28 protein-coding genes are annotated in these 24,105 nt (G+C 66.2%); 21 read left to right on the forward strand and 7 right to left on the reverse strand.

What is annotated here, in order from left to right:
• Positions 1-447 precede the first annotated feature (447 nt).
• The 5 genes from Q368_RS0110725 to Q368_RS0110745 all read left to right on the forward strand — a co-directional run bounded on the left by Q368_RS0110725 (position 448) and on the right by Q368_RS0110745 (position 4,961).
• Positions 448-1,281 carry an ABC transporter substrate-binding protein gene (locus tag Q368_RS0110725; RefSeq protein WP_029459069.1) on the forward strand — a complete coding sequence of 278 codons (834 nt, stop codon included), beginning with the start codon at positions 448-450 and terminating at the stop codon, positions 1,279-1,281.
• Between the two features lie 63 nt (positions 1,282-1,344).
• Positions 1,345-2,040, forward strand: coding sequence for an ABC transporter permease (locus tag Q368_RS0110730; protein ID WP_029459070.1), 696 nt, complete (start codon positions 1,345-1,347; stop codon positions 2,038-2,040).
• Positions 2,037-2,753 (forward strand): ABC transporter ATP-binding protein, encoded by a 717-nt coding sequence (locus Q368_RS0110735; protein WP_029459071.1) that lies wholly within the window; start codon positions 2,037-2,039, stop codon positions 2,751-2,753. The genes Q368_RS0110730 and Q368_RS0110735 overlap by 4 nt, the downstream gene beginning before the upstream one ends.
• On the forward strand, positions 2,750-3,454 hold the full coding sequence (locus tag Q368_RS0110740) for a molybdopterin-guanine dinucleotide biosynthesis protein MobB (RefSeq protein WP_029459072.1): 705 nt from the start codon (positions 2,750-2,752) through the stop codon (positions 3,452-3,454). Before Q368_RS0110735 ends, Q368_RS0110740 begins: the two co-directional genes overlap by 4 nt.
• A gap of 70 nt (positions 3,455-3,524) precedes the next feature.
• Positions 3,525-4,961, forward strand: coding sequence for a sensor histidine kinase (locus Q368_RS0110745; RefSeq protein WP_029459073.1), 1,437 nt, complete (start codon positions 3,525-3,527; stop codon positions 4,959-4,961).
• A gap of 104 nt (positions 4,962-5,065) precedes the next feature.
• On the opposite strand, the gene Q368_RS0110750 is transcribed toward Q368_RS0110745, so the two are convergent.
• Complete coding sequence (locus Q368_RS0110750; protein ID WP_029459074.1) at positions 5,066-5,566, reverse strand: YgjV family protein; 501 nt, start codon at positions 5,564-5,566, stop codon at positions 5,066-5,068.
• A gap of 286 nt (positions 5,567-5,852) precedes the next feature.
• On the opposite strand from Q368_RS0110750, the gene Q368_RS0110755 reads away from it, so the two are divergent.
• From Q368_RS0110755 to Q368_RS0110765, 3 genes are all read left to right on the forward strand, one after another.
• Entirely contained in the window at positions 5,853-6,662 is an 810-nt protein-coding gene (locus tag Q368_RS0110755) for a TrmB family transcriptional regulator (protein ID WP_029459075.1), read from the forward strand.
• 29 nt (positions 6,663-6,691) lie between these two features.
• A complete protein-coding gene (locus tag Q368_RS0110760; protein ID WP_052360112.1) occupies positions 6,692-7,219 on the forward strand; it encodes a GNAT family N-acetyltransferase in 528 nt (175 codons plus the stop codon).
• A 141-nt stretch (positions 7,220-7,360) separates the two neighbouring features.
• A complete protein-coding gene (locus Q368_RS0110765; RefSeq protein ID WP_029459077.1) occupies positions 7,361-8,137 on the forward strand; it encodes a hypothetical protein in 777 nt (258 codons plus the stop codon).
• Positions 8,138-8,214: 77 nt separating this feature from the next.
• Here Q368_RS0110765 and Q368_RS0110770 read toward each other — a convergent pair whose 3' ends face one another.
• The 5 genes from Q368_RS0110770 to Q368_RS0110790 all read right to left on the reverse strand — a co-directional run bounded on the left by Q368_RS0110770 (position 8,215) and on the right by Q368_RS0110790 (position 11,918).
• A complete protein-coding gene (locus Q368_RS0110770; protein WP_029459078.1) occupies positions 8,215-8,484 on the reverse strand; it encodes a hypothetical protein in 270 nt (89 codons plus the stop codon).
• A 176-nt stretch (positions 8,485-8,660) separates the two neighbouring features.
• The gene (locus Q368_RS0110775; protein ID WP_029459079.1) at positions 8,661-9,197 is read right to left on the reverse strand and encodes an HPP family protein; all 537 of its coding nucleotides are present in this window, start codon (positions 9,195-9,197) and stop codon (positions 8,661-8,663) included.
• A complete protein-coding gene (locus Q368_RS0110780) occupies positions 9,194-9,829 on the reverse strand; it encodes a CBS domain-containing protein (protein ID WP_029459080.1) in 636 nt (211 codons plus the stop codon). The genes Q368_RS0110775 and Q368_RS0110780 overlap by 4 nt, the downstream gene beginning before the upstream one ends.
• Positions 9,830-9,986: 157 nt before the next feature.
• Positions 9,987-10,325: a P-II family nitrogen regulator gene (locus Q368_RS0110785; protein WP_029459081.1), complete on the reverse strand. Its 339-nt coding sequence runs from the start codon at positions 10,323-10,325 to the stop codon at positions 9,987-9,989.
• 15 nt (positions 10,326-10,340) lie between these two features.
• On the reverse strand, positions 10,341-11,918 hold the full coding sequence (locus tag Q368_RS0110790) for an ammonium transporter (protein WP_029459082.1): 1,578 nt from the start codon (positions 11,916-11,918) through the stop codon (positions 10,341-10,343).
• On the opposite strand from Q368_RS0110790, the gene Q368_RS25615 reads away from it, so the two are divergent.
• The 5 genes from Q368_RS25615 to Q368_RS0110810 all read left to right on the forward strand — a co-directional run bounded on the left by Q368_RS25615 (position 11,901) and on the right by Q368_RS0110810 (position 15,499).
• The gene (locus tag Q368_RS25615; RefSeq protein WP_156955686.1) at positions 11,901-12,305 is read left to right on the forward strand and encodes a hypothetical protein; all 405 of its coding nucleotides are present in this window, start codon (positions 11,901-11,903) and stop codon (positions 12,303-12,305) included. The two genes, Q368_RS0110790 and Q368_RS25615, sit on opposite strands and share 18 nt — an antisense overlap.
• Before the next feature lie 157 nt (positions 12,306-12,462).
• The gene (locus tag Q368_RS0110795) at positions 12,463-13,347 is read left to right on the forward strand and encodes a hypothetical protein (RefSeq protein WP_029459083.1); all 885 of its coding nucleotides are present in this window, start codon (positions 12,463-12,465) and stop codon (positions 13,345-13,347) included.
• Positions 13,334-13,768: a PqqD family protein gene (locus Q368_RS0110800; protein WP_245611326.1), complete on the forward strand. Its 435-nt coding sequence runs from the start codon at positions 13,334-13,336 to the stop codon at positions 13,766-13,768. Before Q368_RS0110795 ends, Q368_RS0110800 begins: the two co-directional genes overlap by 14 nt.
• A gap of 81 nt (positions 13,769-13,849) precedes the next feature.
• Positions 13,850-14,575 (forward strand): molybdopterin-dependent oxidoreductase, encoded by a 726-nt coding sequence (locus Q368_RS0110805; RefSeq protein WP_029459085.1) that lies wholly within the window; start codon positions 13,850-13,852, stop codon positions 14,573-14,575.
• A 237-nt stretch (positions 14,576-14,812) separates the two neighbouring features.
• Positions 14,813-15,499 carry an MgtC/SapB family protein gene (locus tag Q368_RS0110810; protein WP_029459086.1) on the forward strand — a complete coding sequence of 229 codons (687 nt, stop codon included), beginning with the start codon at positions 14,813-14,815 and terminating at the stop codon, positions 15,497-15,499.
• A gap of 132 nt (positions 15,500-15,631) precedes the next feature.
• Here Q368_RS0110810 and Q368_RS0110815 read toward each other — a convergent pair whose 3' ends face one another.
• Positions 15,632-16,456, reverse strand: a complete 825-nt coding sequence (locus Q368_RS0110815; protein ID WP_029459087.1) for a purine-nucleoside phosphorylase — start codon at positions 16,454-16,456, stop codon at positions 15,632-15,634.
• 109 nt (positions 16,457-16,565) lie between these two features.
• Between Q368_RS0110815 and Q368_RS0110820 the strand changes: the two genes are divergently transcribed.
• From Q368_RS0110820 to Q368_RS0110855, 8 genes are all read left to right on the forward strand, one after another.
• On the forward strand, positions 16,566-17,324 hold the full coding sequence (locus Q368_RS0110820; RefSeq protein ID WP_029459088.1) for a motility protein A: 759 nt from the start codon (positions 16,566-16,568) through the stop codon (positions 17,322-17,324).
• Positions 17,311-18,054 carry an OmpA/MotB family protein gene (locus Q368_RS0110825; RefSeq protein ID WP_029459089.1) on the forward strand — a complete coding sequence of 248 codons (744 nt, stop codon included), beginning with the start codon at positions 17,311-17,313 and terminating at the stop codon, positions 18,052-18,054. Before Q368_RS0110820 ends, Q368_RS0110825 begins: the two co-directional genes overlap by 14 nt.
• Positions 18,055-18,064: 10 nt before the next feature.
• The gene (locus Q368_RS0110830) at positions 18,065-18,487 is read left to right on the forward strand and encodes a PilZ domain-containing protein (RefSeq protein WP_029459090.1); all 423 of its coding nucleotides are present in this window, start codon (positions 18,065-18,067) and stop codon (positions 18,485-18,487) included.
• Positions 18,468-19,886 (forward strand): biotin carboxylase N-terminal domain-containing protein, encoded by a 1,419-nt coding sequence (locus Q368_RS0110835; RefSeq protein WP_029459091.1) that lies wholly within the window; start codon positions 18,468-18,470, stop codon positions 19,884-19,886. Before Q368_RS0110830 ends, Q368_RS0110835 begins: the two co-directional genes overlap by 20 nt.
• 54 nt (positions 19,887-19,940) lie before the next feature.
• Positions 19,941-22,187 carry an acetyl-CoA carboxylase gene (locus tag Q368_RS0110840; protein ID WP_029459092.1) on the forward strand — a complete coding sequence of 749 codons (2,247 nt, stop codon included), beginning with the start codon at positions 19,941-19,943 and terminating at the stop codon, positions 22,185-22,187.
• Positions 22,188-22,358: 171 nt separating this feature from the next.
• A complete protein-coding gene (locus tag Q368_RS0110845) occupies positions 22,359-23,009 on the forward strand; it encodes a hypothetical protein (RefSeq protein WP_029459093.1) in 651 nt (216 codons plus the stop codon).
• Positions 23,010-23,011: 2 nt separating this feature from the next.
• Complete coding sequence (locus Q368_RS0110850; RefSeq protein ID WP_029459094.1) at positions 23,012-23,359, forward strand: hypothetical protein; 348 nt, start codon at positions 23,012-23,014, stop codon at positions 23,357-23,359.
• Positions 23,360-23,520: 161 nt separating this feature from the next.
• On the forward strand, positions 23,521-24,093 hold the full coding sequence (locus Q368_RS0110855; RefSeq protein ID WP_029459095.1) for a single-stranded DNA-binding protein: 573 nt from the start codon (positions 23,521-23,523) through the stop codon (positions 24,091-24,093).
• Positions 24,094-24,105: the final 12 nt, after the last annotated feature.

Here is a 24,105-nt window from a genome sequence, read left to right on the forward strand (position 1 = left end):
CATTCCTGTGCGCAGCCTCCTTGTGGCGACTGCTTGCACGCTTTATCGGACCTCCTGAAAATCCCTTTAGGGAAAAAAACAGGATTTTTTTTTGACAAAATGACAATGCAAAGCAAAATGTAGACAACGACGTGCCTGCATTTTGCGATTGACTAAAATAATACCAAGGATTTTGGAGTGTCTCGTGACTCTTGCTGCGGAATTGTAGAGGGAAGTAAGACAACAGCCTTATCGCTAGCGTTATCGTCCGCCTTGAAAATTCCTTTAGATGGTTTGCGGTATTTTTTTTTCCGATAGGGAACGGAGCAGCGCCGTCGTGCGGCAAGGCGGCCAGCGGAGGTAAGATTTTTACTCCAAGAAATCAGGGGAGCGTCGCGCCTTGTGAGGAAATATAAAATATGCCATGGTAATCGTTATGTTAAGCCAAACTAAACAGAGGAGGAAACCATGATCCGTCGTATCACCGCCCTCGGGCTCGTGCTGGCGTTTGTCTGCGCGGCCCCGGCTTTCGCCAAAAAGGAACCCGTCACCCTCATGATGGCCACCACCACCAGCACCGACGATACCGGCTTGCTCCCCGTGCTCGCCGAGGCCTTCAAGAAGGATACGGGCATCGAGCTCAAATGGGTGGCCGTGGGCACCGGCAAGGCCCTGGAGCACGGCAAAAACTGCGACGTGGACGTGCTGCTCGTGCATGCGCCGGCCGCGGAGAAGAAGTTCGTGGAAGAGGGCAGCGGCGTGAACCGCACCGAGGTCATGTACAACGACTTCGTCCTCGTGGGTCCGGCAGCCGACCCGGCCAAGGTCAAAGGCAAGAAGGCCGACGAGGCTCTGGCCGCCATCGCCGCGGCCAAGGCTCCCTTCGTCAGCCGGGGTGACGATTCCGGCACCCACAAGAAGGAACAGTCCCTGTGGAAGGTCGCGAACATGCCGGTGCCGGACAAGGAGTCCTGGTACGCTTCGGCCGGGCAGGGCATGATGGCGACGCTGTCCATGGCCGGCGAGCGCGGCGCCTACACGCTGGTCGACCGCGGCACCTATATCGCGTATGACGATCAGGCCAAGGGCAAGCCCGCCCTGGTGATCCTGGTCGAAGGTGACAAGCCGCTGCTCAATCAGTACAGCGTGATTTCCATTAATCCCGAGAAGTGCAAGAACGTGAAGTTCGAAGCCGCCGAGACGTTCCGCAAATGGCTGGCTTCGGCCAAGGGCCAGAAGGTCGTGGGGGACTTCGCCCTCAAGGGCAAGAAGCTCTTCACTCCCAACGCCGCCAAGCAGTAATCGTCGCTTGGCCCCCGGCCGGCGCAGGACGCGCGCGCGTCGGCCGGGGCGGACAGGAACGCCATGAACTACATCCTCGACGGCCTGCGTCAGGCCCTGATCCTGCTCCTTGATGGCGACCCTGAAACGTTTTCCGCTGTTTGGACGACCCTCGTTGTCACTTTCGAGGCCATGGCCGCCACACTCCTGCTTGGCGCTCCGGCCGGGTTCCTGCTCGGCTACTGCTCGTTTCCCGGCAAGCGGGCGGCGCGCCTCGTCGTCGAAACTTTTCTCTCCTTCCCCACGGTGGTCATCGGACTCGTGGTCTACGCCTTCATTTCCAGGCGTGGTCCCCTCGGGGAGTGGGGGCTTCTTTTCACCGTGCCGGGCATGGCCGTGGGCCTTACCATCCTGGGGCTGCCCATCGTTATTGCGCTCACGGCCCAGGCCGTGGAAAACCTCGACCCCAGGCTTCGCCCCACGCTTCTGACCCTTGGCGCGAAACCCCGTCACGTCTTCTGGGCCACGGTCTCCGAGGCCCGTTTCGGCATGCTGCTCGCGACGACCGCCGCCTTCGGCCGCATCGTCTCCGAGATCGGCATTTCCATGATGCTCGGCGGAAACGTCAAGTGGGACACGCGCACCATCACCACGGCCATCGCCCTGGAAACCGGCAAGGGCGAATTCGCCACGGGCATCGCGCTCGGCATCGTGCTCATGGTCATCGCCTTCATCGTCAACCTCGCCGCCGCCGCCTGTCGTGGCAGGTCCGCCGCGTGAGCGCCCTGTACGAACTTTCCGGCGTGGTCCAGCGCTACGCCGGCCGCGAAGTCCTGCATATCGACCATCTGGTGCTTCCCGCCGGGGCGATTCTCGGCCTGGCCGGGCCCAACGGCGGGGGCAAGAGCACGCTGCTGCGCCTGCTCGCCTTTCTCGAAGCCCCGGCCGCGGGCGAGCTCCTGTACCTGGGGCAGCCGACGCTCGGCCGGGAATGGGAGCTGCGCGGCGAGGTCACGTATTTTCCCCAGGAGCCGTATCTCCTCAAGCGCTCGGTGCGGGCCAACGTGGGCTACGGCCTGGCCGTGCGGCGCGCGCCGGACATCCGGGAGCGCGTGGACGCGGCCCTGGCGCAGGTCGGGCTCGATCCGGCGCGGTTCGCTTCGCGCTCCTGGCGGCAGCTTTCCGGGGGCGAGGTCAAGCGGGTGGCGCTGGCCGCGCGGCTGGCGTTGCGCCCCAGGGTGCTGCTCCTCGACGAGCCCACGGCCAACCTCGACCGCGAGAGCGCGGAACTCGTGCGCAAGGCGGTGCTCGCCGCGCGGGAGGAGCAGGGCACGTCGCTTGTGATCAGCGGCCATGACCAGCAGTGGCTGCGCGCCATCAGCGACGACATTCTGTGGCTGCGCGAAGGCCGCCTCGCCGCGCCTGTCGCGGGCGAAGGGCACGAACGCCTGGCGTTTGTTTCCGCTACGAACGATCAAGGGAGGACGCCATGAAAGGCGTGCAGGTCCTCGGCTTCAAGAAATCCGGCAAGACCACGCTGTGCGAGGCGCTGCTCGCCCATTTCGCCGGGCGCGGCATCGCGCCGTGCGCGCTCAAGTGCACCCACAACCCGGGCCTGGACAAGGAAGACACGGACACGGACCGCTTCCTGCCCCATTGCCGCACGGTGGGGGCCATCGCCGCCACGGAGAGCGCGCTGTTCTGGAACGATCCGCGCAAGCTCTCGGACATGGTCGCCATGCTCGACGGCGAGGTGCTGGTCATGGAGGGCGGGCGCGAACATGCGATTGCCCCCAGGGTGCTCGTGCTGCGCGACGCCGATGAGGCGGAAAAGCTCTCGGAACCCGGGCTTGTCCTTGGCGTCTACGGTCCGGTGCGCGTTTCCGGCCTGCCTCATTTCGACAGCGTGGAGGCCGTGGCCGAGGCCGTGCTCGAGCGGGGCTTCGCCTTGCCGGGCCTGGACTGCGGGGCCTGCGGCCGCGACGGCTGCGCCGGGCTCGCCGCCGACATCCTGGCCGGCCGCGCCACGCCCGGGGACTGCGCCACGACGCAGACCGCCCTTGCCGTCACCGTGGGCGGGCGGCCGCTGACGGTCAATCCCTTTGTCGAGCGCATCCTGGCCTCGGGCATTCGCGGCATGCTGCGCGAACTCAAGGGCTTCTCCCCGGGGCCCATCGAAATCCGCATCGACTGAGCACGGCGTATTGTCTTCCCCGTCTATCGCGGGTATGGAAGATGCGGAAACCGCATCCGGGAGGCTTCGCATGGCAAGCGCCAGGGACGTCGCCGAGCAGCTTACGGCATTGCGCCTTGGCGCCTCGGACGATCCGTCCGTGCTCGACCGCCAGGTACTGGAGGCGGTGGCCCGGCGCGTCCATCAGAAAATGGACGACTACGAGGCCTACAACTTTACCGCCCTGCAAAGCATCTCGCTCAACATCTTTTTCGACCTGGCCCAGGAGTTCCCCACCCTGGAGCATCTCTACGCGGTCTGCCTGCTGATTCCCAAGATGTTCTTCGACATCGACTGCACGCTCTATGTCCTGGACAACAAGAGCGGCAGTATCCGGCGCTGCGCCTACCAGTGCCTGGAGGCCGACGCCGGGGAGTTGGCCGACCTGCCTTTTCCGCAAAAGGCCGTGGAGCGCGAGGGCCGGTTCCTCATCCCCATCAAGGGCAACCACGAGCTGATTTCGCAGTTGCCGTTCACGCCCAAGGAAGACGTGTTCGGCATGCTGGAGATCTATCCCGCGGAAAAACTCTCGGAGCACGAACGGCTCTTTTTCGAGCGCTACGCCAACCGTTTCGGCTACCAGCTGCACAACCGCATCCTGGCCAACAAGAACAAGGAACATCTCCAGTTCATCCGCAGTCTGGTCAAGGACATCGGGCACAACGTCATCGTGCCCAACATCTATTTCAAGCTCTATTACAAGCGGCTGCGTTCCAAGATCGACCTGCTCAAGTTCTTCGAGTGGAAGCTCAAGCAGACCTTCGAGAACGAGGCGGGGGCGAACCAGCCCCTGCCGCCGGAAAAGGACAAGCTCCTGCGCGACCTCGGCTACATCCATGAGGGCCTCATGGACCAGTACCGCCAGATTCTCACGCACTACGAGCAGACGAGCCTGTTTCTGGAGACGCTGCTGCGCCGTTCCCACTTCGAGGAGGGGCGGTACGTGCTCGAAAAGCGCGCCTGCAACTTCAAGAAGCAGGTCATCGACCTGCAGCTGGAGCGCTACCGGCCCCGGTTCGAGGAACGCGGCATCGAGATCGACACTTCCCTTGGCGGCGTGCCGGATCAGGAAATCGAGGTGGTGGTGGACATCGGGCTCGTGAGCCAAGTCTACGCCAACCTCTTTTCCAACGCGGTCAAGTACACGCGGGAGGTGACGGACACTGCCGGGCGCAAGCGGCGTTTCATTTCCTTCGGCTGGGAGCGCAAGGAGAACTTCTTCGGCCCGGGCCGCGACGGCATCAAGCTCAACGTGTTCACGTCCGGGCCGCCCATTCCGCCGGAAACCGCCGCGCACCTGTTCGAGGAGGGGGTGCGCGGGGAAAACGCCTCGGGCGAGTACGGCACCGGCCACGGCCTGTACTTCATCCGCGAGGTCGTGCGCCTGCACGGCGGCGTGGAAGGCTACGAAGCCACGAGCCTCGGCAACAACTTCTTTTTCATCCTGCCCATGGACCCGGTGCTCTAGGCGCTCTTCGGTCCCCCCGGGCGCCTTCGCAAACCGGCCCCGTTCCCATTTTAAGCGGCGTTTCCTGTCCGGCGCATGGCGCCGGGCTCCATGAAGCGCCTGCCTCAGCGCGTCCTTCCCGCCCGCCACAGCCGCCACATGGTCGTGCCGTTGACCACGGCGATGCACGACTCGAGCAGCGTGCCGCCGATGGAGCCCGACAACACGTTGTTGGTCAGCCAGCACAGCGTCGCGCAGAAAAGCAGCAGCCGCATGCCGATGCCGCGCAGGAAAAAGACGCCCACCGTGCCGGAGATCCCGGCCGCGATGGGGAACACCGCCGTCCAGCCCGTGGCCACGGCCACGCCGAGCACCAGGTTGAGCGCCAGGAAAAACCCCGCCACCCACGGCGACCGGGTTTTGAGCGAGGCAAACGTGCGCAGGGCCGAAAGCGCGGCGCTGACCGCCGCCGCGTTGTTGCCGAGCAGGAAGAAGTGGGCCGTGTAGACCACGCATTCGCTGGCGACGAGAAACTTGAGCCGCCAGTCGATGCGCTGGGCAAAGGCCGTGATGCCGAGGACGAAGGCGAGGTAGCCGAGAAGCTGTGCCGGAGAAGTGAAATCCATACGAATCCGTCTGTTGTCGCGTGAAAGGGCCATAAAAATACGTCAGTATTTTTATGGGAAAAACAATTCCTCAAATATGTTGTCCTCGGGAAAATGCTTGTTTTTCGAGGACGCGAGACGAGGCGAAGGAGGGAGGGCCGCATGTGCGGGACGGTCGTCCGGCGGCTTCGCGCCTCGCCGGACATAGTGTCCGCGCGGCGGCATGGCAAGCCTTTTCCCGGCGGACGGGCTGTTGACACCACTTGATAGTGGTGCTAGTTCTGCCACCACTAGGAGGTGGTGACAGATGCCCGATCCCCAGGAACTGGTCGCCCTCGGGCTCACGCGCTACGAGGCCGCGGCCTACGTGAGCCTGCTTGAACGCCCCGAACTGGCCCCGGCGGCCGTTGCGGTCCGGGCCGGCATCCCGCGCCAGCGCGTCTACGATGTGCTGGCGAGCCTTGCGGCCAAGGGGTTGTGCTTGGCCCGGGAGGACGAGACCAGGACATTTCGCGCCGCCGATCCCGCCACGGCGCTCGAGCTGCTCGCCCGGGAGCGCGAGGCCGCCCTGGCGCGGGAAGGCGAGGCCGGCATCGCCCTGGCGCGCCGGCTGGCAGCGCTGCTGGGGCCGGTCTTTGCCGCGGGTCGCGGCGAGACCGATCCGCTGGCGTCCGTGGAAGTGCTCTCCGGTCCGACGCGCATCGCCCACCGTGCCCTGGCCCTGGCCGCCGCGGCGAAGCGCAGCGTGGATTCGGCCATCGCCAACCCGATGATCCTGTCGCTCGAGCAAAACCGCGCCTTCATGCGCGTGCCCCTCGGGCGGAGGCTGCGCTACCGGGCGCTTTGCGACGGGCCGGTGCTGGCCGATGCCTCGCTCGCCGCCTTCGTGGCCGAGCTGTGCCCGCTGGGGCTTGCCGTGCGCACCGTGGCGCACCTGCCGCTCAAGATGCAGATTTTCGACGACGAGAGCGTGCTCGTGTCCATGCAGGATCCGGCGGGCGGACCGCCGCGTTTCACGGCCGTGGTCATTCACAACAAGGGGTTGGCGTCCATGCTGGGCCTGGCCTTCGAACACCTGTGGCAGGGCGGCGAGCCCTTTGCGGAGGCGTGCCGATGAACGGCGCAACACGACAGTGTCAGGGGAACATGGTCGTGCAGGGGGTGGCCCTGCGGCCCGGGTACGAGCCGGGCATCGTCGGTCGCGTGGGCGAGCTGCACGGCCGGTACTACGCCAAGGCCTGGGGCGCGGGCGCGCCTTTCGAGATCCTGGCCACGCGCGACATGTGCGCGTTCATCGAAGGCTACGACCCGGCGTGCGACCTTATGCTCGGGGCGTACGCCGGGGAGCGGCTCGTGGGCTCCGTGGCGGTCCTTGGACGCACCACCGACCCGGACGGCGCGCAACTGCGCTTTTTCATCGTCGATCCCGACTGGCACGGCAGGGGCGTGGGCAAGGCGCTGCTCGCCCGCGCCCTGGACTGGTGCCGGGAACAGCGCTTCCCCCGGGTGTTTCTCTGGACCGTGGACGGACTTCCCGCCTCGCGCCGGCTCTACGAAAAGGCGGGATTCAGGATTGTTGTCCGGGAGCCGGACGCCCGCTACACGGTGCTGCGCGACAACCTCAAGATGGTGCTCGATATTGCCGCCGCAGGCTCCGGGAACCACGCATTTTGATAACGGCTTTGCGTAGGCCGCAAAGGGCGTCGTGTCTTTTCGGGCAAAGAAGCCGGAAGACAATATGCGAGGCCTAAACTTATTATCCTAATAACCGATATACACCAAAGGCGAGAGGATGCAGGAACAAGGGGACACGACATGGTGGATGCGACGACCTTTCCGGCAGGTGGCGGTAATGGGTTGAATCTCTTTCGTCCGGTGCAGCAGGACGGCACGCAGACGGTGGCAGCAACCACAGGAAATTCTACGCAATCATCGACTGATGGCCTTTCAAACACCTTGCTCGCCTCCAACAAGAGCACTGCTTCGAATGTTCTGTCCGGCAATTTCGTGCATACGGGGAAGAACGAATCGCAGTATCTTGCCGCGACGAAAAATGCGCATGCCATCGACAGGCAGATGGACGCCAGCAGCATGCTGAACGTTCTCGCGAGCATCCTGCCAGAATCCGTGACGGATGCGGCGTTCTGGTACGGCGACGACAAGATGGCGCAGGCAAAAGCGCTCAAGGATTCCACGGAATCCAATGCGCAAAATCTTCAGGATGTGCGGGAGGACATCGACCGGAAAGCCGAGGAGGCGCAGGGCCAAACCGCCCAAGGCGAATCCGGCCAGACGGCTTCCCCGGACGGGGACGCCGGGCAAGCGGCTTCCCAGGGCGGCGACGCCGGGCAGGGAGACGCCGCGTCTTCGGCTGCCGGAGGTGATAGCACCGTGCCCCAGGCTGCCAACGGCGATGCCGCCGCGACGCCGGCTTCCGCAGAAGAGGCCGTCCCGGCGCAGGCGTCCGCAGCAGCCGTCGGGGACGCTGCGGTTCCCCAAGGCGCGGCCCCGGCCGTTCCCACGTCGCAAGACGCGGCGGATGATGCACTTGCACAATCGCCGCAAACGCCGTCCATCGATCTTTTCGTCTGACATTTCCGGGCGTGCATTGCGCAGCCGCCGCCGAAACGGCCGGGGGACAAGCGTCCCCCGGCCGTTTGCATACGCGGCTACTTGTCCCAGCCGGATTCCTTGTCGCAGGCGGCCATCTCGTTCGGATGCGTTTTTTCCCATTGCGTGATGGACTTGGTTTCGTTTTCGTCCATCTTGTTGTTCATGCAGGTGCAATATTTTGTGATGACTTCAATGGATACCTTGGCGTCCTTGTTGTCGTTTATGCACTGGGCGACCCATTTCGCATCGTCGGCCCCGGCCATGGCCAGTCCGGACAGCATGCAGGAAAAGACGAAAACGGCCGAAAGAAGAGAAAAACGCTTCATACGAACTCCATGGGCTGTAGTCGCAGGTATTCCGCTGCCTGTCGCCTTTCGGGACTCCTCGTATGAAGAGATAGAGAAAGGGATGGAGAATGCAAGGCAAAGCGTCCTGCTTCGCATGACGGTGTGGTAATGTTTCCTTCTTGCCATGATTGCTTTATTTCCGACACGGGTGCTGCCTAGAACCAGTACTCGGGATAGCGCCGGCCCGGGGCGAGGTTGTTGACGGCCAGGGCCACGCCGAGCATGACCAGCGCGCCGGAAAGGGCCGGAACCACGGCGTAGAGAAAGCCCAGGGCGTAGAGCTTGGCCCCGCCCGTGACCGCGATCAGCGCCGTGGCCCCGCCAGGCGGGTGCAGGGTGCCGGTTGCGTGCATGAGCGCGATGGCCCCGGCCACGGCCAGGGCGCAGACGAGCCAGTGCGGCCCGGGCAGACACAGGCGCACGGCCACGCCGCAAAGGGCTGACAGGAAATGGCCGCCGAGGAGGTTGCGCGGCTGGGCGAGGGGGCTTTTGGGCGCGCCGTAGAGCAGCACCGCCGAGGCCCCGAACGAGCCGATGAGCATGGTGAGCCCGGCCGGGCCGACCACGTCCTCGTGCAGCCAGGCCACGAGGCCGATGCCGGCCATGGCCCCGACGAAGGACCAGAAGATTTCGCGCAGCCCGACGCGGGGCGGATGCGCCGCGCCGCCGCGCATTTTGGCGAAATAGCTCACAGGCCGCACCCTCCGGGAATGTCGCGGCAGGAGCGCGCCACGTCGCCGCGGCTGACGATGCCGCAAAGCCGGCCCGCCGCGACCACGGGCAGGCGGTTGATGCCTTGCGCGGCCATGATCCGGGCCGCTTCCAGACGGCCGGTTTCGGGCGCGACACACACGGCCGGGCGCGTCATGACCGCAGCGACCGTGGCTTCCCCCGCGCGCGGCGAAAGCGTCGCCAGGGCGCAGGTGGCCGGGTCGAGCAGCAGGGCGAGCAGGGCGGCCGGGCCGGCGTTTGCGGCAAGCCCCGCGTGGCGCAGCAGGTCGCGGATCGAAACCACGCCGGCCACGCTGCCGTCCGCAGCGAGCACGGGCAGGCCGGACACGCCGGCCGCGGCCATGCGCCGCGCGGCCTCGAGCACCGTATCCCCGGGCGAGGCCGTGGCCACGTTCCGGGTCATGAGTTGCGTCACGGGCACGTCGCGGGAAAGGCGTGCGGCGACGTGGGCGTAGGCCAGGCGGTAGAGGTTCAAAGCGTCGGCCGGGGCGATGTCCAGGTAGCCGCCGGCCTCGCGCATGGCCGCGACGACGTCGTCGGCGGTCATGTCCGCAAGGGGCGGCAGATCGGATGCGTGCGGGGCAGGGAGCATGGGCGTTTCCTCCTGGCCCCGAACCTGCCCCGGGCCGGCCGGCAGGGGCATGACTTAAGTCAAGGCGCGCCCGCGCCGGCCGAAAACGCCGAGACGGGAACCCGGTCGCCCGGATTCCCGCCTCTTGTACGTTTCCGTCAAAAACGGAAGGCTGGCGCTAGATCGCCTGCTCGCCGGTTTCGCCGGTGCGGATGCGCACCACGTCGGCCAGGTCGTAGATGAAGATCTTGCCGTCGCCGATGTTGCCGGTGTTGGCCGTCTCGCGGATGGCGGTCACGGCCTTTTGCGCCATGTCGTCGGACACGACCACCTCGAGCTTGACCTTGGCGTTGAACTGCACCTGGTATTCCACGCCGCGGTAGGCTTCCACATGGCCCTTCTGGCGGCCGTAGCCGCGCACTTCGGTCACGGTCAGGCCGTGGATGCCGAGCTTGTCCAGGGCGTCCTTGACCTCGTCGAGCTTGAACGGCTTGATGATGGCTTCGATTTTCTTCATGGCGATCTCCGCGTCTTACCTGTGGGTTTTCTGCAGGACGAATTCCGGATAGGCGGTCACGGCCACCTCGTACTGGTCCAGGCCCTCGAGCTCGTGTTCCGGCTTCACGCGCAGCGGCACGATCACGTTGAGGACCTTGAAGAAGACATACATCACCAGGAAGACAAAGACAAAATTGGTACAGATACCGATCAGCTGGGCCACGAGCTGGCCGCCGTCGCCGTAGAAAAGGCCCTTGACCGTGCCGTCCACGCCGTTGAGCGCGTCGCCGTAGGTGCCGTCGGCGAAAAGGCCCACCGACAGCAGGCCGAACGCGCCGTTGACGCCGTGGACCGAGATCGCGCCGACCGGGTCGTCGATCTTGAGCGTGCCTTCGACGAAGAAGACGCTCAGGCACAGCAACACGCCGGCAATGGCGCCGATGATCACGGCCGAGACGGAATTGACGAAGGCGCAGGGCGCGGTAATGGCCACAAGTCCGGCCAGGAAGCCGTTGGCGATCATGGAGATGTCGGGTTTGCCGAAGCGGATCCACATGTAAAGCATGGAGCTCATGGCTCCGGCGGCCGAGGCGAGCATGGTGTTGGTGGCGACGACGCCGATACGCAGGTCCGTGCCGGCCAGCGAAGAGCCCGCGTTGAAGCCGAACCAGCCAAAGGCCAGGATGAAGCAGCCGGTCACGGCCATGGGGATGTGGTGGCCGGGCAGGGCGTTGGGCGTGCCGTCCTCACGGTACTTGCCCAGGCGCGGCCCGAGGATCATGCCACCGACCAGGGCGGCCACGCCGCCGGTCATATGCACCACCGAGGAGCCGGCGAAGTCCACCGTGCCATGGCCCAGGGCGAAGTACTTGCCGAGGGTGGACAGCCAGCCGCCGCCCCAGACCCAGTTGGCGTAGAGCGGGTAGACGAACATGGAGATGAAGAAGGCGTAGGGGACGAAGGACTTGAAGGTCCAGCGCTCGGCCATGGTGCCGGTGGGGATGGTGGCGGTGGTGTCCATGAAGACCATCTGGAACAGGAACAGCGAAAAGACCACCGCGTCGTAGGACACGCCGGACAGGAAGAAGCCCGTCGCGCCGAAAATCCCGAACTCGTTGCCGCCGATGTTGATGGACACCTCGTTGGCGAGCACCTGCGCCCCGCCGAGGCTGGCCACGCCGCCGACGCCGCCCATCTGGAGGGCGAAGCCGCAGATCCAGTAGCCGAGCATGCCGATGCCGTAGACCATGAAGTTCATGGCCATGGTGTGGCCTGCGTTTTTGGCGCGGGTGAATCCGGTCTCGGCCAGGGCGAAGCCGGCCTGCATGAACATGACCAGGAAGCCGCAGATCAGCGTCCAGACCATGTTGATGGAGATGCGGTTGTGGCCGACCACGTCGGCCAGCTTGGCGGCCAGGGGTTCCTTTTCGGCCAGGGTCGCCATGTCTTCCTTGGTGGGCGCGCCGGCTGTCGCGCCGACGACGTCGGCCGCGGTGCCGATGGAAGCGCCGGAAGGATCGGGAACCGGAGCGTCATCGGCCAGCGCCGTAAGCGGCAGGGCCAGCGTGAGGGTTAGTAGGGCCAGGAGCAGAAAGTGTATGCCTTTTTTCATGGTGTTCTCCACGTCCATGGTTGTCCCGAAGCGGTTGCGCCGGGCCTTTGGGTGAGCGTTTCCCGCGAAAGCCGATGGAAGTGGTTGCATCAGGATGAGTCGATTGCCGTGATCATGGTTCCCCTCCGCTTGTTGTGTCGTTTCGCCGTGACGACGGGATTGCTGCAAGGCCCGGACCGTTGCGTTTTCCCGTTGAAATCACTTGGGATTCAAAGGGCGATGCCGCGAAACGGCTGCGTGGCCACGCTGGTGGCGGACAAGAGTGTTGAATGTGTCGGTACAATCGTGCAACTTTGTACCGTCAAAAAGAGAAACACCCATGTTTCTGTTGTTTTCCAGCGTCGGCATAGCCTAAAGAAGCTGGTTTGTAACATTTCAGGTTTGTAAAGATTGACGTAATTGTCAGTATCCGGGCATATCCTTGCATATTACAGTCATGAAATAATATTTCTGTTTAGTAATGCATGTCCCTGGTGCAAGTCCGCTCGACCCCTCCCGCTCCGGCCCCTTGTCCGGGACGCGCCGCTGGCCTACATTCCCCCGCATGCGCGCAACCGACGGCGATAAGGCCGTGTCCCTGGCCTGGAACGGCGTGAGCCTGCCGGTCCCGGCCGACTGGCGGCCGGCCCGGCTGGGGCTCGGCTATCTCTATTTCGAGGACGACGATGGCCCGGCCTTCGAGTTCAAATGGCGCGCCCGCGCCGGGCGCGACGGCATGGAGGCGGCGCTCAAGGCGCTCACCCCCAAGGGCCGCGCCCGGGCCGGGGGCGAACTGCCGCAGGCCTGGACCAACGCCCTGGCCGATTTCGAACTCATGCCCCTTTCCTGGCGCAGGGACGGCCGCGCGGGCCTTGGCGCGGCGCTCTTTTGCCCGCACTGCGGCATGGCCGCCGTGTTTCAGGCCTACGGCGGCGCACACGGCCCGGAAGCGGCGCGGGTGGCGGATGTGGCCGCCGCCCTTGCGGGGCTCAAGCATCATGAACCGGGGCCGCCGGCCTACCGGGTGTACGGCCTGTCCTTCGTCGCGCCAGAAGGCTTCGCCCTGGCCGCCTTTTCCTTCGTGCCGGGGCGGTTCTCCCTCACCTTCGCCGCCCGGGGCCGGCGTCTGGACGTGGTGCGCCTGGCCCCGGCCGACGTGATCCTCGCCCAATCGAGCCTGGGGGACACGGCCGCCCGGACCTTCGGCCTGACCGACGCCACGGTGCGCGAGGAGGGTGCCATGGCCGGCTGCCCGGCGGTCTGGCTCGCCCGCCGCCAGGGCACGGGTTTTGTCGACGTGGTCGCCCGGCGCTGCGGCCGCCAGGGCACTCTTGCGGTCCTGCGCCACGACGCGGCCGCCAACAAGCTCTACGGCGCGGCGCTTGTCGCGGCCTCCCCCGTGGACAGGCAGTGGCTTGCGCAAACGGCGGCGCGTTGTGTTTCCCTTTAGGAAAAAAAACACCCCGCCCGAGCCGGTACTCAGCCGCCGCGAGGCCCTGGCCTTTGCGCCGGTCGTCAGCCGCGACGTGGACGCGGACGAGACGCCGGCCGGGTTCGTGCGCCTGTCGCTGCCCGTGGCCGTGCGCCCGGCCCTGGCCGGCCTGGCCAAACGGTTCGGCGTCTGGGACGGCAAGCCCCTGCGCAAGACCGTGGAGCTCGACGCCATGGGCTCGGCGGTATGGCGCTTGATCGACGGCCGGCGCACGGCAGGGGAGATCGCCGCCGCCCTGGCCACGCAATATTCCCTGGACCTCCGCGAGGCCGAACTGGCCGTGGCGGAATTCCTGCGCCTGCTCGGCCGCCGCGGCGCGGTGGCCGTGGCGGAGCGGAGGGAGGGGGAAAGAATGCCTCCGGCGGCCGGGAGGGACTGAGTCCCTCCCGGCCCCACCCCGACGAGGAAGGCATTGCCGGGGAGTCGTGATGTCGTATATGGGGGGACGATGGAGGTTCCCATGGGCGGCATCACGAGAAGGCTTCTCTTGCAGATTCTGGCGGGGGCGGCGGTGTTCGGGCGCATGGCCGATACGGCGTGGGCCTATTTCGTGCGGCAGTTCCCGGTGCGCACCGTGGAGATCGAGGATTTCGGCTTCGACGCGGCCACGGGCATGGTGACGCACGAACGCGGGCCGGCCGAGCCCTACGTCCTGGTCGTGGACGGGCTGGTCGGGCAACCCCTGCGCCTGTCCTACGCCGACCTGCTTGCTCTGCCCCAGGAAAATCAGGTCTCGGATTTCCACTGCGTGGAAGGATGGTCCGTGGGCGATCTGGCCTGGGGCGGGCTGCGCCTGGCGACCCTGGCCGACAAGGCCGGGCCGAAACCCGAGGCCCGCTACGTGATTTTCCACAGCCTCGGCCGCACGCGCTCGCGTCCGGGCGGGCTCGACCATTATGTCGAATGCCTGCCCCTGGCTGACCTGCGCGACCCGCGCCTGGACTATCTCCTCGCCCTGACTCTCGCCGGCGCGCCGCTGCCCCTGGCCCATGGCGCGCCCCTGCGGCTGGTCTGTCCCTACGATCTGGCCTACAAGGGCGCGAAATGCGTCACCCGCCTGGAATTCGCCGCCGCGCCCGTGGAAGGCTGGTGGACCCGCGCCAACGCCATCTACGCAACATTCGCTCCGGTGGAACCCGGCCGCCTGCGCCGGCCGAGTCCCCGCGCCACGGCCTCGCCTTCCTGATTTTTCGCCCTGTTGCGTCCGCGTCCGCGCCGCGCCCCTTGACGGATCGGCCGGGATGGGCGAGGCCGTAACAAAGTGGGTCGCCACGGCCGGTTGCTGCAACCGGCCGTGGCGGAAGCGTTTTCCAGGCGTTTCGCGACCGCGCGGTTTCCCGGCGGTTGCGGTCGCTGCGAGGAGGAGGGAGCGGCGTCGGCGTGAAAAACGTGCGGGGCGCACGAAAAGCGCGGGAGAACGTCCATGAACGCGTATCCGTATGAAGCGCAATTGCTGCTGCGTCTGGTCCTTGCGGTCTGTTGCGGCGCGGTTCTGGGCTACGAGCGGGAACGGCACGGCATCAGCGCCGGGCTGCGCACCAATCTGCTGGTGTGCCTCGGTTCCGCCCTCATGATGGTCATCTCCAAATACTTCTACTATCTCGCCGGCGAGGACTCGGGGGCGATTCCGCTCGGGCTCGACCCCTCGCGCATCGGCGCGCAGATCGTTACCGGCGTCGGGTTTCTCGGCGCGGGCGTGATCATCAAGGATCGGGGGGCCATCCGGGGCCTGACCACGGCCGCGACACTGTGGTTCAATGCCGGGGTCGGCATGGCGCTCGGGGCGGGCATGCTGCTCATCCCGGTTTCCTGCACGCTGCTTGGCGTGGTCTCCCTGACCATCCTCAAGCATTTCCAGCGCCGCATCCGGCGCGAGGCCTACCGCGTGATCAGCGTCACCTGCCAGGAGTCGCGCGAAACCCTCGACAACCTGCTCGCCTTTTTCCGCTCCCGGGACCTCGGCGTGGAAAACCTGAGCCTGAGCAAGGTCAAGGAAGGGCTTTCCACCTACCGTTTCACCCTGCGCTGCGACTGGTCCTGCCTGGAGGCCGTGTCCTGCATCCGCGACCTGGCCGCCATCCACTGCGTGCAGAAGGTCAAGATGGGGTAGGACGGCAGGGAGCAGGGAGCAGGAAGTAGGAGTGAGGAGGAGGGGGAACGCCTCCGGCGGCCAGGAGGGGCGGCGGCCCCTCCTGGACCTCCCGAAAAGGGGGGGCGGCGCAGGTTTTTGCGGTGGGCGGCGTCAGCAGGCCGGGATGACCGCCGCGAGCAGGCGCGCGAGGTCGGCTTCGGCGCGGCGGGCGGTTTCGAGCACGGCCTCGATGGTGGTCTCGGCCATGCAGTCCGGCAGGTTGACGTTGGTCAGGCACGAGACGGCGAGTACGCTCATCCCCAGGTGGCGCGCCGCGATGACCTCCGTCACCGTGGACATGCCCACGGCGTCGGCCCCGAGCAGGCGCAGCATGCGCGTTTCGGCCGGCGTTTCCAGGCTCGGCCCGAGCACCCCGGCGTAGACCCCGCGCTCCAGGCGCAGCCCGCAGGCCAGGGCCGCCGCGTCGGCGATCGCCCCCAGGCGCGGGCAATAGGCCCGGCTCATGTCCGGAAAGCGCGGCCCGAGCGCGTCGTCGTTGGCCCCGACCAGCGGGTTGCGGCCCGTCAAATTGATGTGGTCCGTGATGCGCATGAGCCCGCCCCCGGCGAAATGCGGGTCGAGCGCCCCGGCCGCGTTGGTGAGGACGAGCGTGCGCACGCCGAGCCCGGCCAGGAAGCGCACGCCGAAAGCGACCTCGCGCGGACTGTAGCCCTCGTAGAGGTGCTGGCGTCCGGCCAGGAAGGCCACCGGCCTCCCCCCCACCGTGCCGCAGACCAGGCGTCCGGCGTGGCTCGGGGCCGTGGACCGGGGAAAGCCGGGCAACTGCGCCGTGGCGAGTTCGCGCGTCCCTTCCATGAGCGCGGCCACGCCGCCAAGGCCCGTGCCCGCGACCAGCCCCACCGCGCCGGCGTCCAGGGGGCCGAGCGCCTGCTGCGCGGCCGCCACGGCCTGCTTTACATCCTCGCCGTAGTGCATGTAGATTCCTCCCGTCTCTCGCCGTCATAGCACGGCGCATGGCGGCAGGGAAGGGGGAGGCCCTTCCTGACCGCATGCGTCGCAACTCTCGCACGCAACGGACGCTCGCATGGATCTGGGAACGTTTCTCGGCCTGGCCTCGGGCATCGCCCTGGTGCTGGGCGCCATTTTCATGGGCGGCACGCTCATGGAGTTCGTCAATGTGCCGAGCATCATGATCGTGATGGGAGGGACGCTGGCCTCTACGTGCGTCGCCTATCCTCTTGCGGAGGTCTTCCAGGCCTTTTCCGCCATGATGCAGATTTTTTCCTCGCGCAAGGTCCGCGACGCCGAAGTCGTCAACATGATGGTGCGCATCGCCGAGATCAGCCGCCGCGAAGGCCTGATCGCCCTGGAAAACATCCACACCGACAACGCCATCCTCAAGAAGGCCTGCCAGCTCATCGCGGACAACGCCGATCCCGCGCTCATCCGCGAGACCGTGCGCATCGAGATCGGCTCCATGAAACGCCGCCATGCCGTGGGCGAGGCCGTATTCAAGTCCCTGGCCGGCTACGCGCCGTCCTTCGGCATGATCGGGACACTCATCGGCCTCGTGCAGATGCTCACGCGCCTGGAGGACCCCAAGACCCTGGGCCCGGCCATGGCCGTCGCCATCATCACCACCTTCTACGGCTCCATGCTGTCCACGCTGTTTTTCCTGCCCGTGGCCGGAAAACTGCGCTCGCGCACCCTAAACGAGACGCTCCAGCTGGAGATCATCTTCGAAGGGGCCAAGTGCATCCTCGAAAACAACAACCCGCGGCTGGTCTACGAGAAGCTGTCCTCGTTCATTGCCCCCAAGGAGCGCCGTTATGAGCGCCGATGACGAAGCCGGCCTTGACGACGACATGGAGGAGGCCGAGGCCCCCAGCGAATGGCTGACCACGCTGGCCGACATGTCCATGCTCCTGATGAGCTTTTTCATCATGCTCTTTTCCATGTCGAGCCTGGACGTCAAGAAATTCACGGATTCCTTCACCTCGGTGCGAAACGCCCTGGGCAACCAGGCCAAGTCCGCCACCTCGTCGCCGATTTCCACGCCGGAACTGTCCACCCTGGTCGAGCAGGCGCGCCTCAAGCAGCGCATCATCGGCGAGCAGCGCCGGGTCTACGACCAGTTCCGCTCCTACGTGTCCACCAAGGGCCTGGAGGGCGTGGTGGCCGCGACCCTGGAATCGGGCAAGATCACCATCGCCTTTCCCTCGGGCGTGCTTTTCCCCAAGGATGGCGTGGACCTGACCGAGGAGGGCAAGGCGCGGCTGCGCACCCTGTACGATTTTCTCATAAGGACCGCCGGCGAGCGCATCAACATCCGGGGCTTCACCGACGACCAGCCCCCGGCCGCGGGCAGCCGTTTTCGCGACAACTGGGAGGTTTCCTCCTTGCGGGCGGTGGCCGTGCTGCGCTACATGGTGTCCTTGGGGATGCCCCCCAACCGATTGACAGCCACGGGATTAGCTGATTTAGAACCCCTCTACCCCAACAATACCCCGGAGCACCGGGCGCGGAACCAACGCGTGGAGTTTGTGTTGGAACGCTTCATCGGTGGCGAATAGGGAGCCCGGCATGGACTTTTCGTTCACGCTGGAAGGGGAACAGGGCCGGCGCGCCGCGCATCGCGAGCGCGTGCGCGGCCTTGTCGCCTTGTGGGACGACGGCGCGGACCGTGCCTACGTGGTTCACGACGTCAGCGCTGCGGGCCTGTCCCTGGTCGATCCCGACGGCGTGCTCGCCGCGGGCCGGACCGGGCGGGTGACGCTGGCCATCGGGCCGCGCACCCTGATCGCGGCCTTGCCCGTCACCGTGGTGCGCGTGACGGGAACGGGCCTGGCCGGCCTGGCCTTCGGGGAACTCACCCTGCGCCAGGAAGCCTGGCTCGACAAACTGGTGCTGGAAATACAGAAACGGCGTATCGACCTGCGCAAGGCGCGGGAGATGGCCGGAAACCTTGAGGATAAGAAGACGGATCGTGCCGACGAACAAACATAAGGTCCTGGTGGCCAACCGGGGCGAGATCGCCATGCGCATCATCCAGGCTTGCGTTTCGCTCGGCCTGGATTTTGTTTGCGTCCATACCAAGGCCGACGCGGCTTCGGGCCATCTGGCCCTGGCCCGGGAACTCGGCGGGCCGGACTGCGCCTACCGCATCAGCTCCTACCACGACGCCAACGAGATCCTGGCCGTGGCCGACCACAGCGGCGCCACGGCCATCCATCCCGGCTACGGCTTTTTCGCCGAGGATTTCCGTTTCGCCCGCCGCGTGGCCGAACGCACCCGGGGCCTCGTTTTCATCGGCCCCTCCTGGCGCATCATCCGGTCGCTCGGCGACAAGATCAACACCAAGCGCCTGGCGCGCAGCCTCTCCATTCCCACCGTCCCCGGCTCCGACCGCCCCGTCTACGACGAGATGGAGGCCGAGGAGATCGCCGAGACCCTGTTCGCCTTCCAGGCCGAGCAGGGCATCAGCAACTCCGTGGTCCTGGTCAAGGCCTCGGCCGGCGGCGGCGGCATGGGTATCGAGGAAATCTACGACATCGACCAGTTCAAGACCGTCTACCGGCGCATCCGCAACTACGCCAAGCGCCAGTTCCACGACGAGGGCGTGCTGATCGAGCAGCGCATCTTCGACTTCAACCACCTCGAAGTGCAGATCGTGGCCGACCGTTCGGGCAAGAGCATTGTCCACTTCGGCACCCGCAACTGCACCATCCAGTCCACGGGCCGGCAAAAGCGCGTGGAGGTGGCCCCGGGGTTTAGGCCCCAGGAAGTCGCATACGCCTTCGACGCCGGCAAGGTCCTCGACGACATCGTCGGCTACTCCCTGGCCATGGCCAGGGAGGTGGCCTACGACAACGTCGGCACCTGGGAATGGATCGTCTCGCCCACGGGACAGCCTTTCCTCATGGAGGTCAACACCCGCATCCAGGTGGAAAACGGCGTGTCCGCCGCCATTTCCCGCATCAAGGGCCAAGGCGGCGTCAACCTCATCGCCGAGCAGATCCGCATGGGTCTCGGCGACCCCATGGGCTACGACCAGTCCGACATCGCCTTCGAGGGCGTGGGCGTCGAATACCGCATCATCGCCGAGGACCCGGCCAACCGCTTCACCCCCTGGGTCGGGCGCATCGACCAGTTCCTGGCGCCGACCCTGCCCTGGGCAAAGCTCCATACCCACATCCCCATGGACGCGCCCTACGAGATCCCCACGGAATACGACCCCAACCTGGCCCTGGCCATCATCTGGGGCAAGGATCTGGCCGAGGCCAAAAAGCGCGGGGTGGGCTATCTGGACGAACTGACCCTGTCCGGGGCCGACGGCGCGGGACAGGAACTCAAGTCCAACGTCCGCTTCCTGCGGGACAAGACCGCCACCATCCTGCAATTCTAAGCGGCCCGTCCCGCGCGCCGCGCGCGGCCGGGACGGCGTTTCGGGAATACGCTTATGGAAATCGAAAAGCGCGTCGTCGAATTGAGCGATCGCTTGCAATACATCCAGGACATCTTCGGCGGCCGGGAGAACGCGAACATCGCGCTCATGCGCTCGCGCCTGGGCGAATTCGCCGCCCGCGCCGACGCCCCTCCCGGCGAGAAGGCGCAGATGCTGCGCCAGCTCGAGGACCTGTTCGCCTTCCTGGAAAAAAAGCTCGACGACGAACTCACCCCCATGGACCGCGTGCGCATCGTGCGCCATCCCGCCCGGGTGAGCCTCAAGGACATCCTGGAAAACGTCTACGACAACTACACCGAGATCGGCGGCCAGGACGAATACTCCATCGACCCGAGCATGCTCATCGCCCGCGCCTACATCACGCGCAGAAAGGGCGACAAGGTCATCAACCAGCCCGTCATGGTCATCGGCCAGGAAAAGGGCCACGGCCAGGAATTCCGCAACGGCGGCTCGGTCAAGCCCTGGGGCAACGCCAAAGCCTTGCAGTACATGAAGGTCGCCGAGACCGAGCGCATCCCCATCCACTCCTACGTGTTCACGCCCGGGGCCTACCCCGTGGAGGACTTCCCGGGCGCGGCCCAGCAGATCGCGCGCAACCTCTACGAGATGGGCGGGCTGCGCGTGCCCGTGGTGTCGGTGATTTCCGAGGGCGGCTCGGGCGGGGCCGAGGCCATCGGCCTTTCCGACGTGCGCCTCATGCTCTCCCACGGCTACTATTCCGTCATCTCCCCCGAGGGCGCGGCGGCCATCGAGGCCGGCATCCGCCAGGGACAGCGCGTTTCCCCGGACCTCATCGAGGCCTGCGCCAAGCGGCTCAACATCACCGCCGCCGACAACCTGCGCATGGGCTACATCGACAAGGTCGTGGACGAACCCGACCTCGGCGCGCGGCCCCACCATTACGACTTCTTCAAGGACCTGCGCCAGGAAGTCGTGCGCGCCACGGACCAGGTCTTCCTCGGCGTGGCCGGGTTCAAGCTTTTTCGCGCCCTGGTCGCCTCCCGGCGCAAGGCCAACGACGCCGAAGGCATGTTCGTGCGCTGGACCTTGGACGAAGCCGCGGCCGACCGGCTCGTCTGGAAGCGCTACTGCAAGTACCGCCGCATGGCCGAGACGGCCTTCCGCGACAGCCGCCCCTCCGGCGCGCGCATCGCCTCCCGGGCGCAGAGCATGCTCTGGTCGGGTTATTCCTTCCTGCGCTACGACTTCCTCGGCAAAAACGTCAAAAAGCTGGCTAAGACAGTGGGCGATCTGGAGGCCGAGGCCCGGCTCGTGGCCAACCGCCTCGCCGCGCCCCTGCGCAAAAGCCGCGACAAGAACGCCCCCGTCGCCTGCGACCCGGAAAAAAGTCGCATGCTCGTCGAGCTCTCCCAGCCCGAGCAGGGAGCCTGTCTCGAGGAGTTCGGCTGGCGCTACGTGAGCCCCAAGGCGGCCGAGGACAAGGCCGTCAGCTGCCCCGAGTCCACGACCTACGGCTGCCCCGACCTCTGGGCCCCGGACCTCTACGGCGACTTCGCCGGCGTGTGCGTCCACTGCGGCCATCACTTCCCCATGGAATACCAATGGGTGCTCGGCAACGTCTTCGACCCGGATTCGGTGGTGGAATACGACGCCGACATCGAGGCAGGAAATCCGCTGGACTATCCCGGCTTCGACGCCAAGCTCGCCGCGGCCAAGGAAAAGACCGGGCGCAAGTCCGCCTGCGTCTCCCTGGACGCGAAAATCGAGGGCATCAAGGTCACGTCCGCCGTACTCTATTCCGCCTTTCGAGGCGGCTCGGTCGGCGCGGCCGAGGGCGAGAAGTTCATCCGCGCCCTGGCCCGGGCGCGCCGCCGCCACTTCCCGTTCCTGGCCTACGTCCACGGTACGGCCGGCATCCGCATCCAGGAGAGCCTCAACGGCCTCATCCAGATGCCCCGCGTCACCCTGGCCGTGCGGCGCTACATCGAAACGGGCGGCCTCTACGTGGTCCTCTACGACACCAATTCCTACGCCGGCCCGGTGGCGAGCTTCCTCGGCTGCTCGCCCTACCAGTTCTCCGTGCGCTCGGCCAACATCGGCTTCGCCGGACCCGGCGTCATCAAGGAAACCACCGGCATCGACATCCCGCCCGACTACCACCGGGCCCACAACGCCCTGGCCCGGGGCCATATCCAGGGCATCTGGGACCGCCGCGAGATCCGCAAGAACCTGAAGCAGGTTCTGCTGACCATCGGCGGCCGGAATTTGTATTACCGGTAGGGCTGAGGGGAGAAGAGGAAGATGCCTCCGGCGGCCAGGAGGGGATGATCCCTTCCTGGACCTCCCCGACGGGGGGACAGGGAGCGCGACGCGATTGCTTCGGGGCGCGCCGCGTTGTAACGAATACGGAAACTCCAGTGCCGGCGGCACGGCCGGCGGCGGGGAACGCTTGTGATAGACGTCAAAGCCTTGCTGGAACAGATCAAAGCCTCGCCCTACGAGGAAATCGTGGTGGAAGCGCCCCATACGGGCGTGGTGCGTTTCGCCGGCATCGAGCCGGGCACGCACGTGACGGCGACTTCGGGAACCTACGGCGAAAAGCCCGGCACGCTGCTCGCCAAGCTCACCCGCGAACACAACGACAAACCGCTTTTCGCCGGGGCCAAGGGTGTGGTCGGCGAGGTCAGCAGCGACCTGGAAGGGAAATTCGTCGAGGCGGGCACGAAGCTGGCCGTCATCCGCCACTTCCTGTCCAAGGACGAGGTCATCGCCGCCATCCTGCGCCAGGTGCTCTACCTTTTCACCGCACCGGAACGGGCCAAGTACTATTTCATCCCGAGCGTGGACAAGAAGGTCAAGGCCTCGGGGCCGCACGCGGTCAAGGTCCAGTCCGGCATGGAGCTTTTCATCGTCTCGCGCATGAAGCGGGAAAAGCCGCTGGTCTACGAAGGCCCGGAAGGCATCATCTACGCGGTCTATTTCCAGCACGACCAGAACGTGGACCAGGGCGCGCCCCTTGTCGGCGTGTGCCCGGCGTCCCAGACCAGCCTCATCCAGGACGTGGTCAACCGGGTGCGCACGGACTGGGAGGAGCGGGAGTAGTCATGGGAAAGTACCTGCAGATCCGCGTCATCGCCCAGACCTTCGACACGACCGCTGCCGCGCGGCGCTACGAGCGGCTCTACGCCCTGGCCTATCCGGCCGCGGCCACGCCCCCGGCCGGCCCGCTGGGCCTGCTGGAACTCGTGCAGTCCCTCGACGACGCCGTGCGCCTGGGCGATCTGCCCGGGGCCGACCGCAAGGCGCTGCTGCCTGGCGTCGAGCGGGCCATGGCGCTCAAGACCGCCCTGGAGGCGGCCCTTGGCGAGCGCGACGCGCACACGGCGGACAAGCTTTCCTATGATCTGGAAGACGCCCTGGGCGAGCTCGAAAAGCTCGCGCCCAGGGACTAGAGGATTTTGACAAGGGTCCGGATCGCCCGAAGCGGACTTGAAACCGGAGGCCGACGGATCGGAACCCCGCAAGGGATTCCAAAGGGCTTCGCCCTTTGGCCGCCGGAGGCATCCCCCCTGACATTTTGCCGCGCCACGGCGCGTGATGAAGGAGGCGGCAGATGGCCGGCAGCATCAACAAAGTCATTCTGGTCGGCAGGCTCGGCCAGGACCCCAAGCTGACCTACATGCCCTCGGGCAGCCCCGTGGCCGAGATGAGCGTGGCCACGGACGAGTCCTACAAGGACCGCGAGGGCAACAAGGTGGACCGGGTGGAATGGCACCGGGTCAAGGTCTTCGGCAAGTCCGCGGAATTTTGCGGCAACTACCTGGCCAAGGGCCGGCTCGTCTACGTCGAGGGGACGCTGCGCACCCGCAGCTGGGAAGACCAGCAGGGCCAGAAGCGCTACATGACCGAGGTGGTGGTGACCGGTCCCGGCCACACCATCCAGGGGCTCGATTCGCGCGGCGGCATGGCGGCCGAGGCCCCGATGGGCGACGAGGGCTTCCAGGGCCGGCGCTCCTACCAGGGCGGCGGGCAGGGCGGTGGCGGCCAAGGCGGTCCGCGTGGCGGCCAGGGCGGCCCGCGCGGCGGCCAGCAGACCCCCCCGCGCGGCAACCAGCCCTATCCCGACGAAGAGCCGGGTCCGGCCTTCCCCTCCGAAGCCTCGGGCATGGACGACGTGCCGTTCTAGGCTTTTCTTTTC

It is taken from the genome of Solidesulfovibrio alcoholivorans DSM 5433 (genome assembly GCF_000702665.1).
Lineage (GTDB): Bacteria > Desulfobacterota > Desulfovibrionia > Desulfovibrionales > Desulfovibrionaceae > Solidesulfovibrio > Solidesulfovibrio alcoholivorans.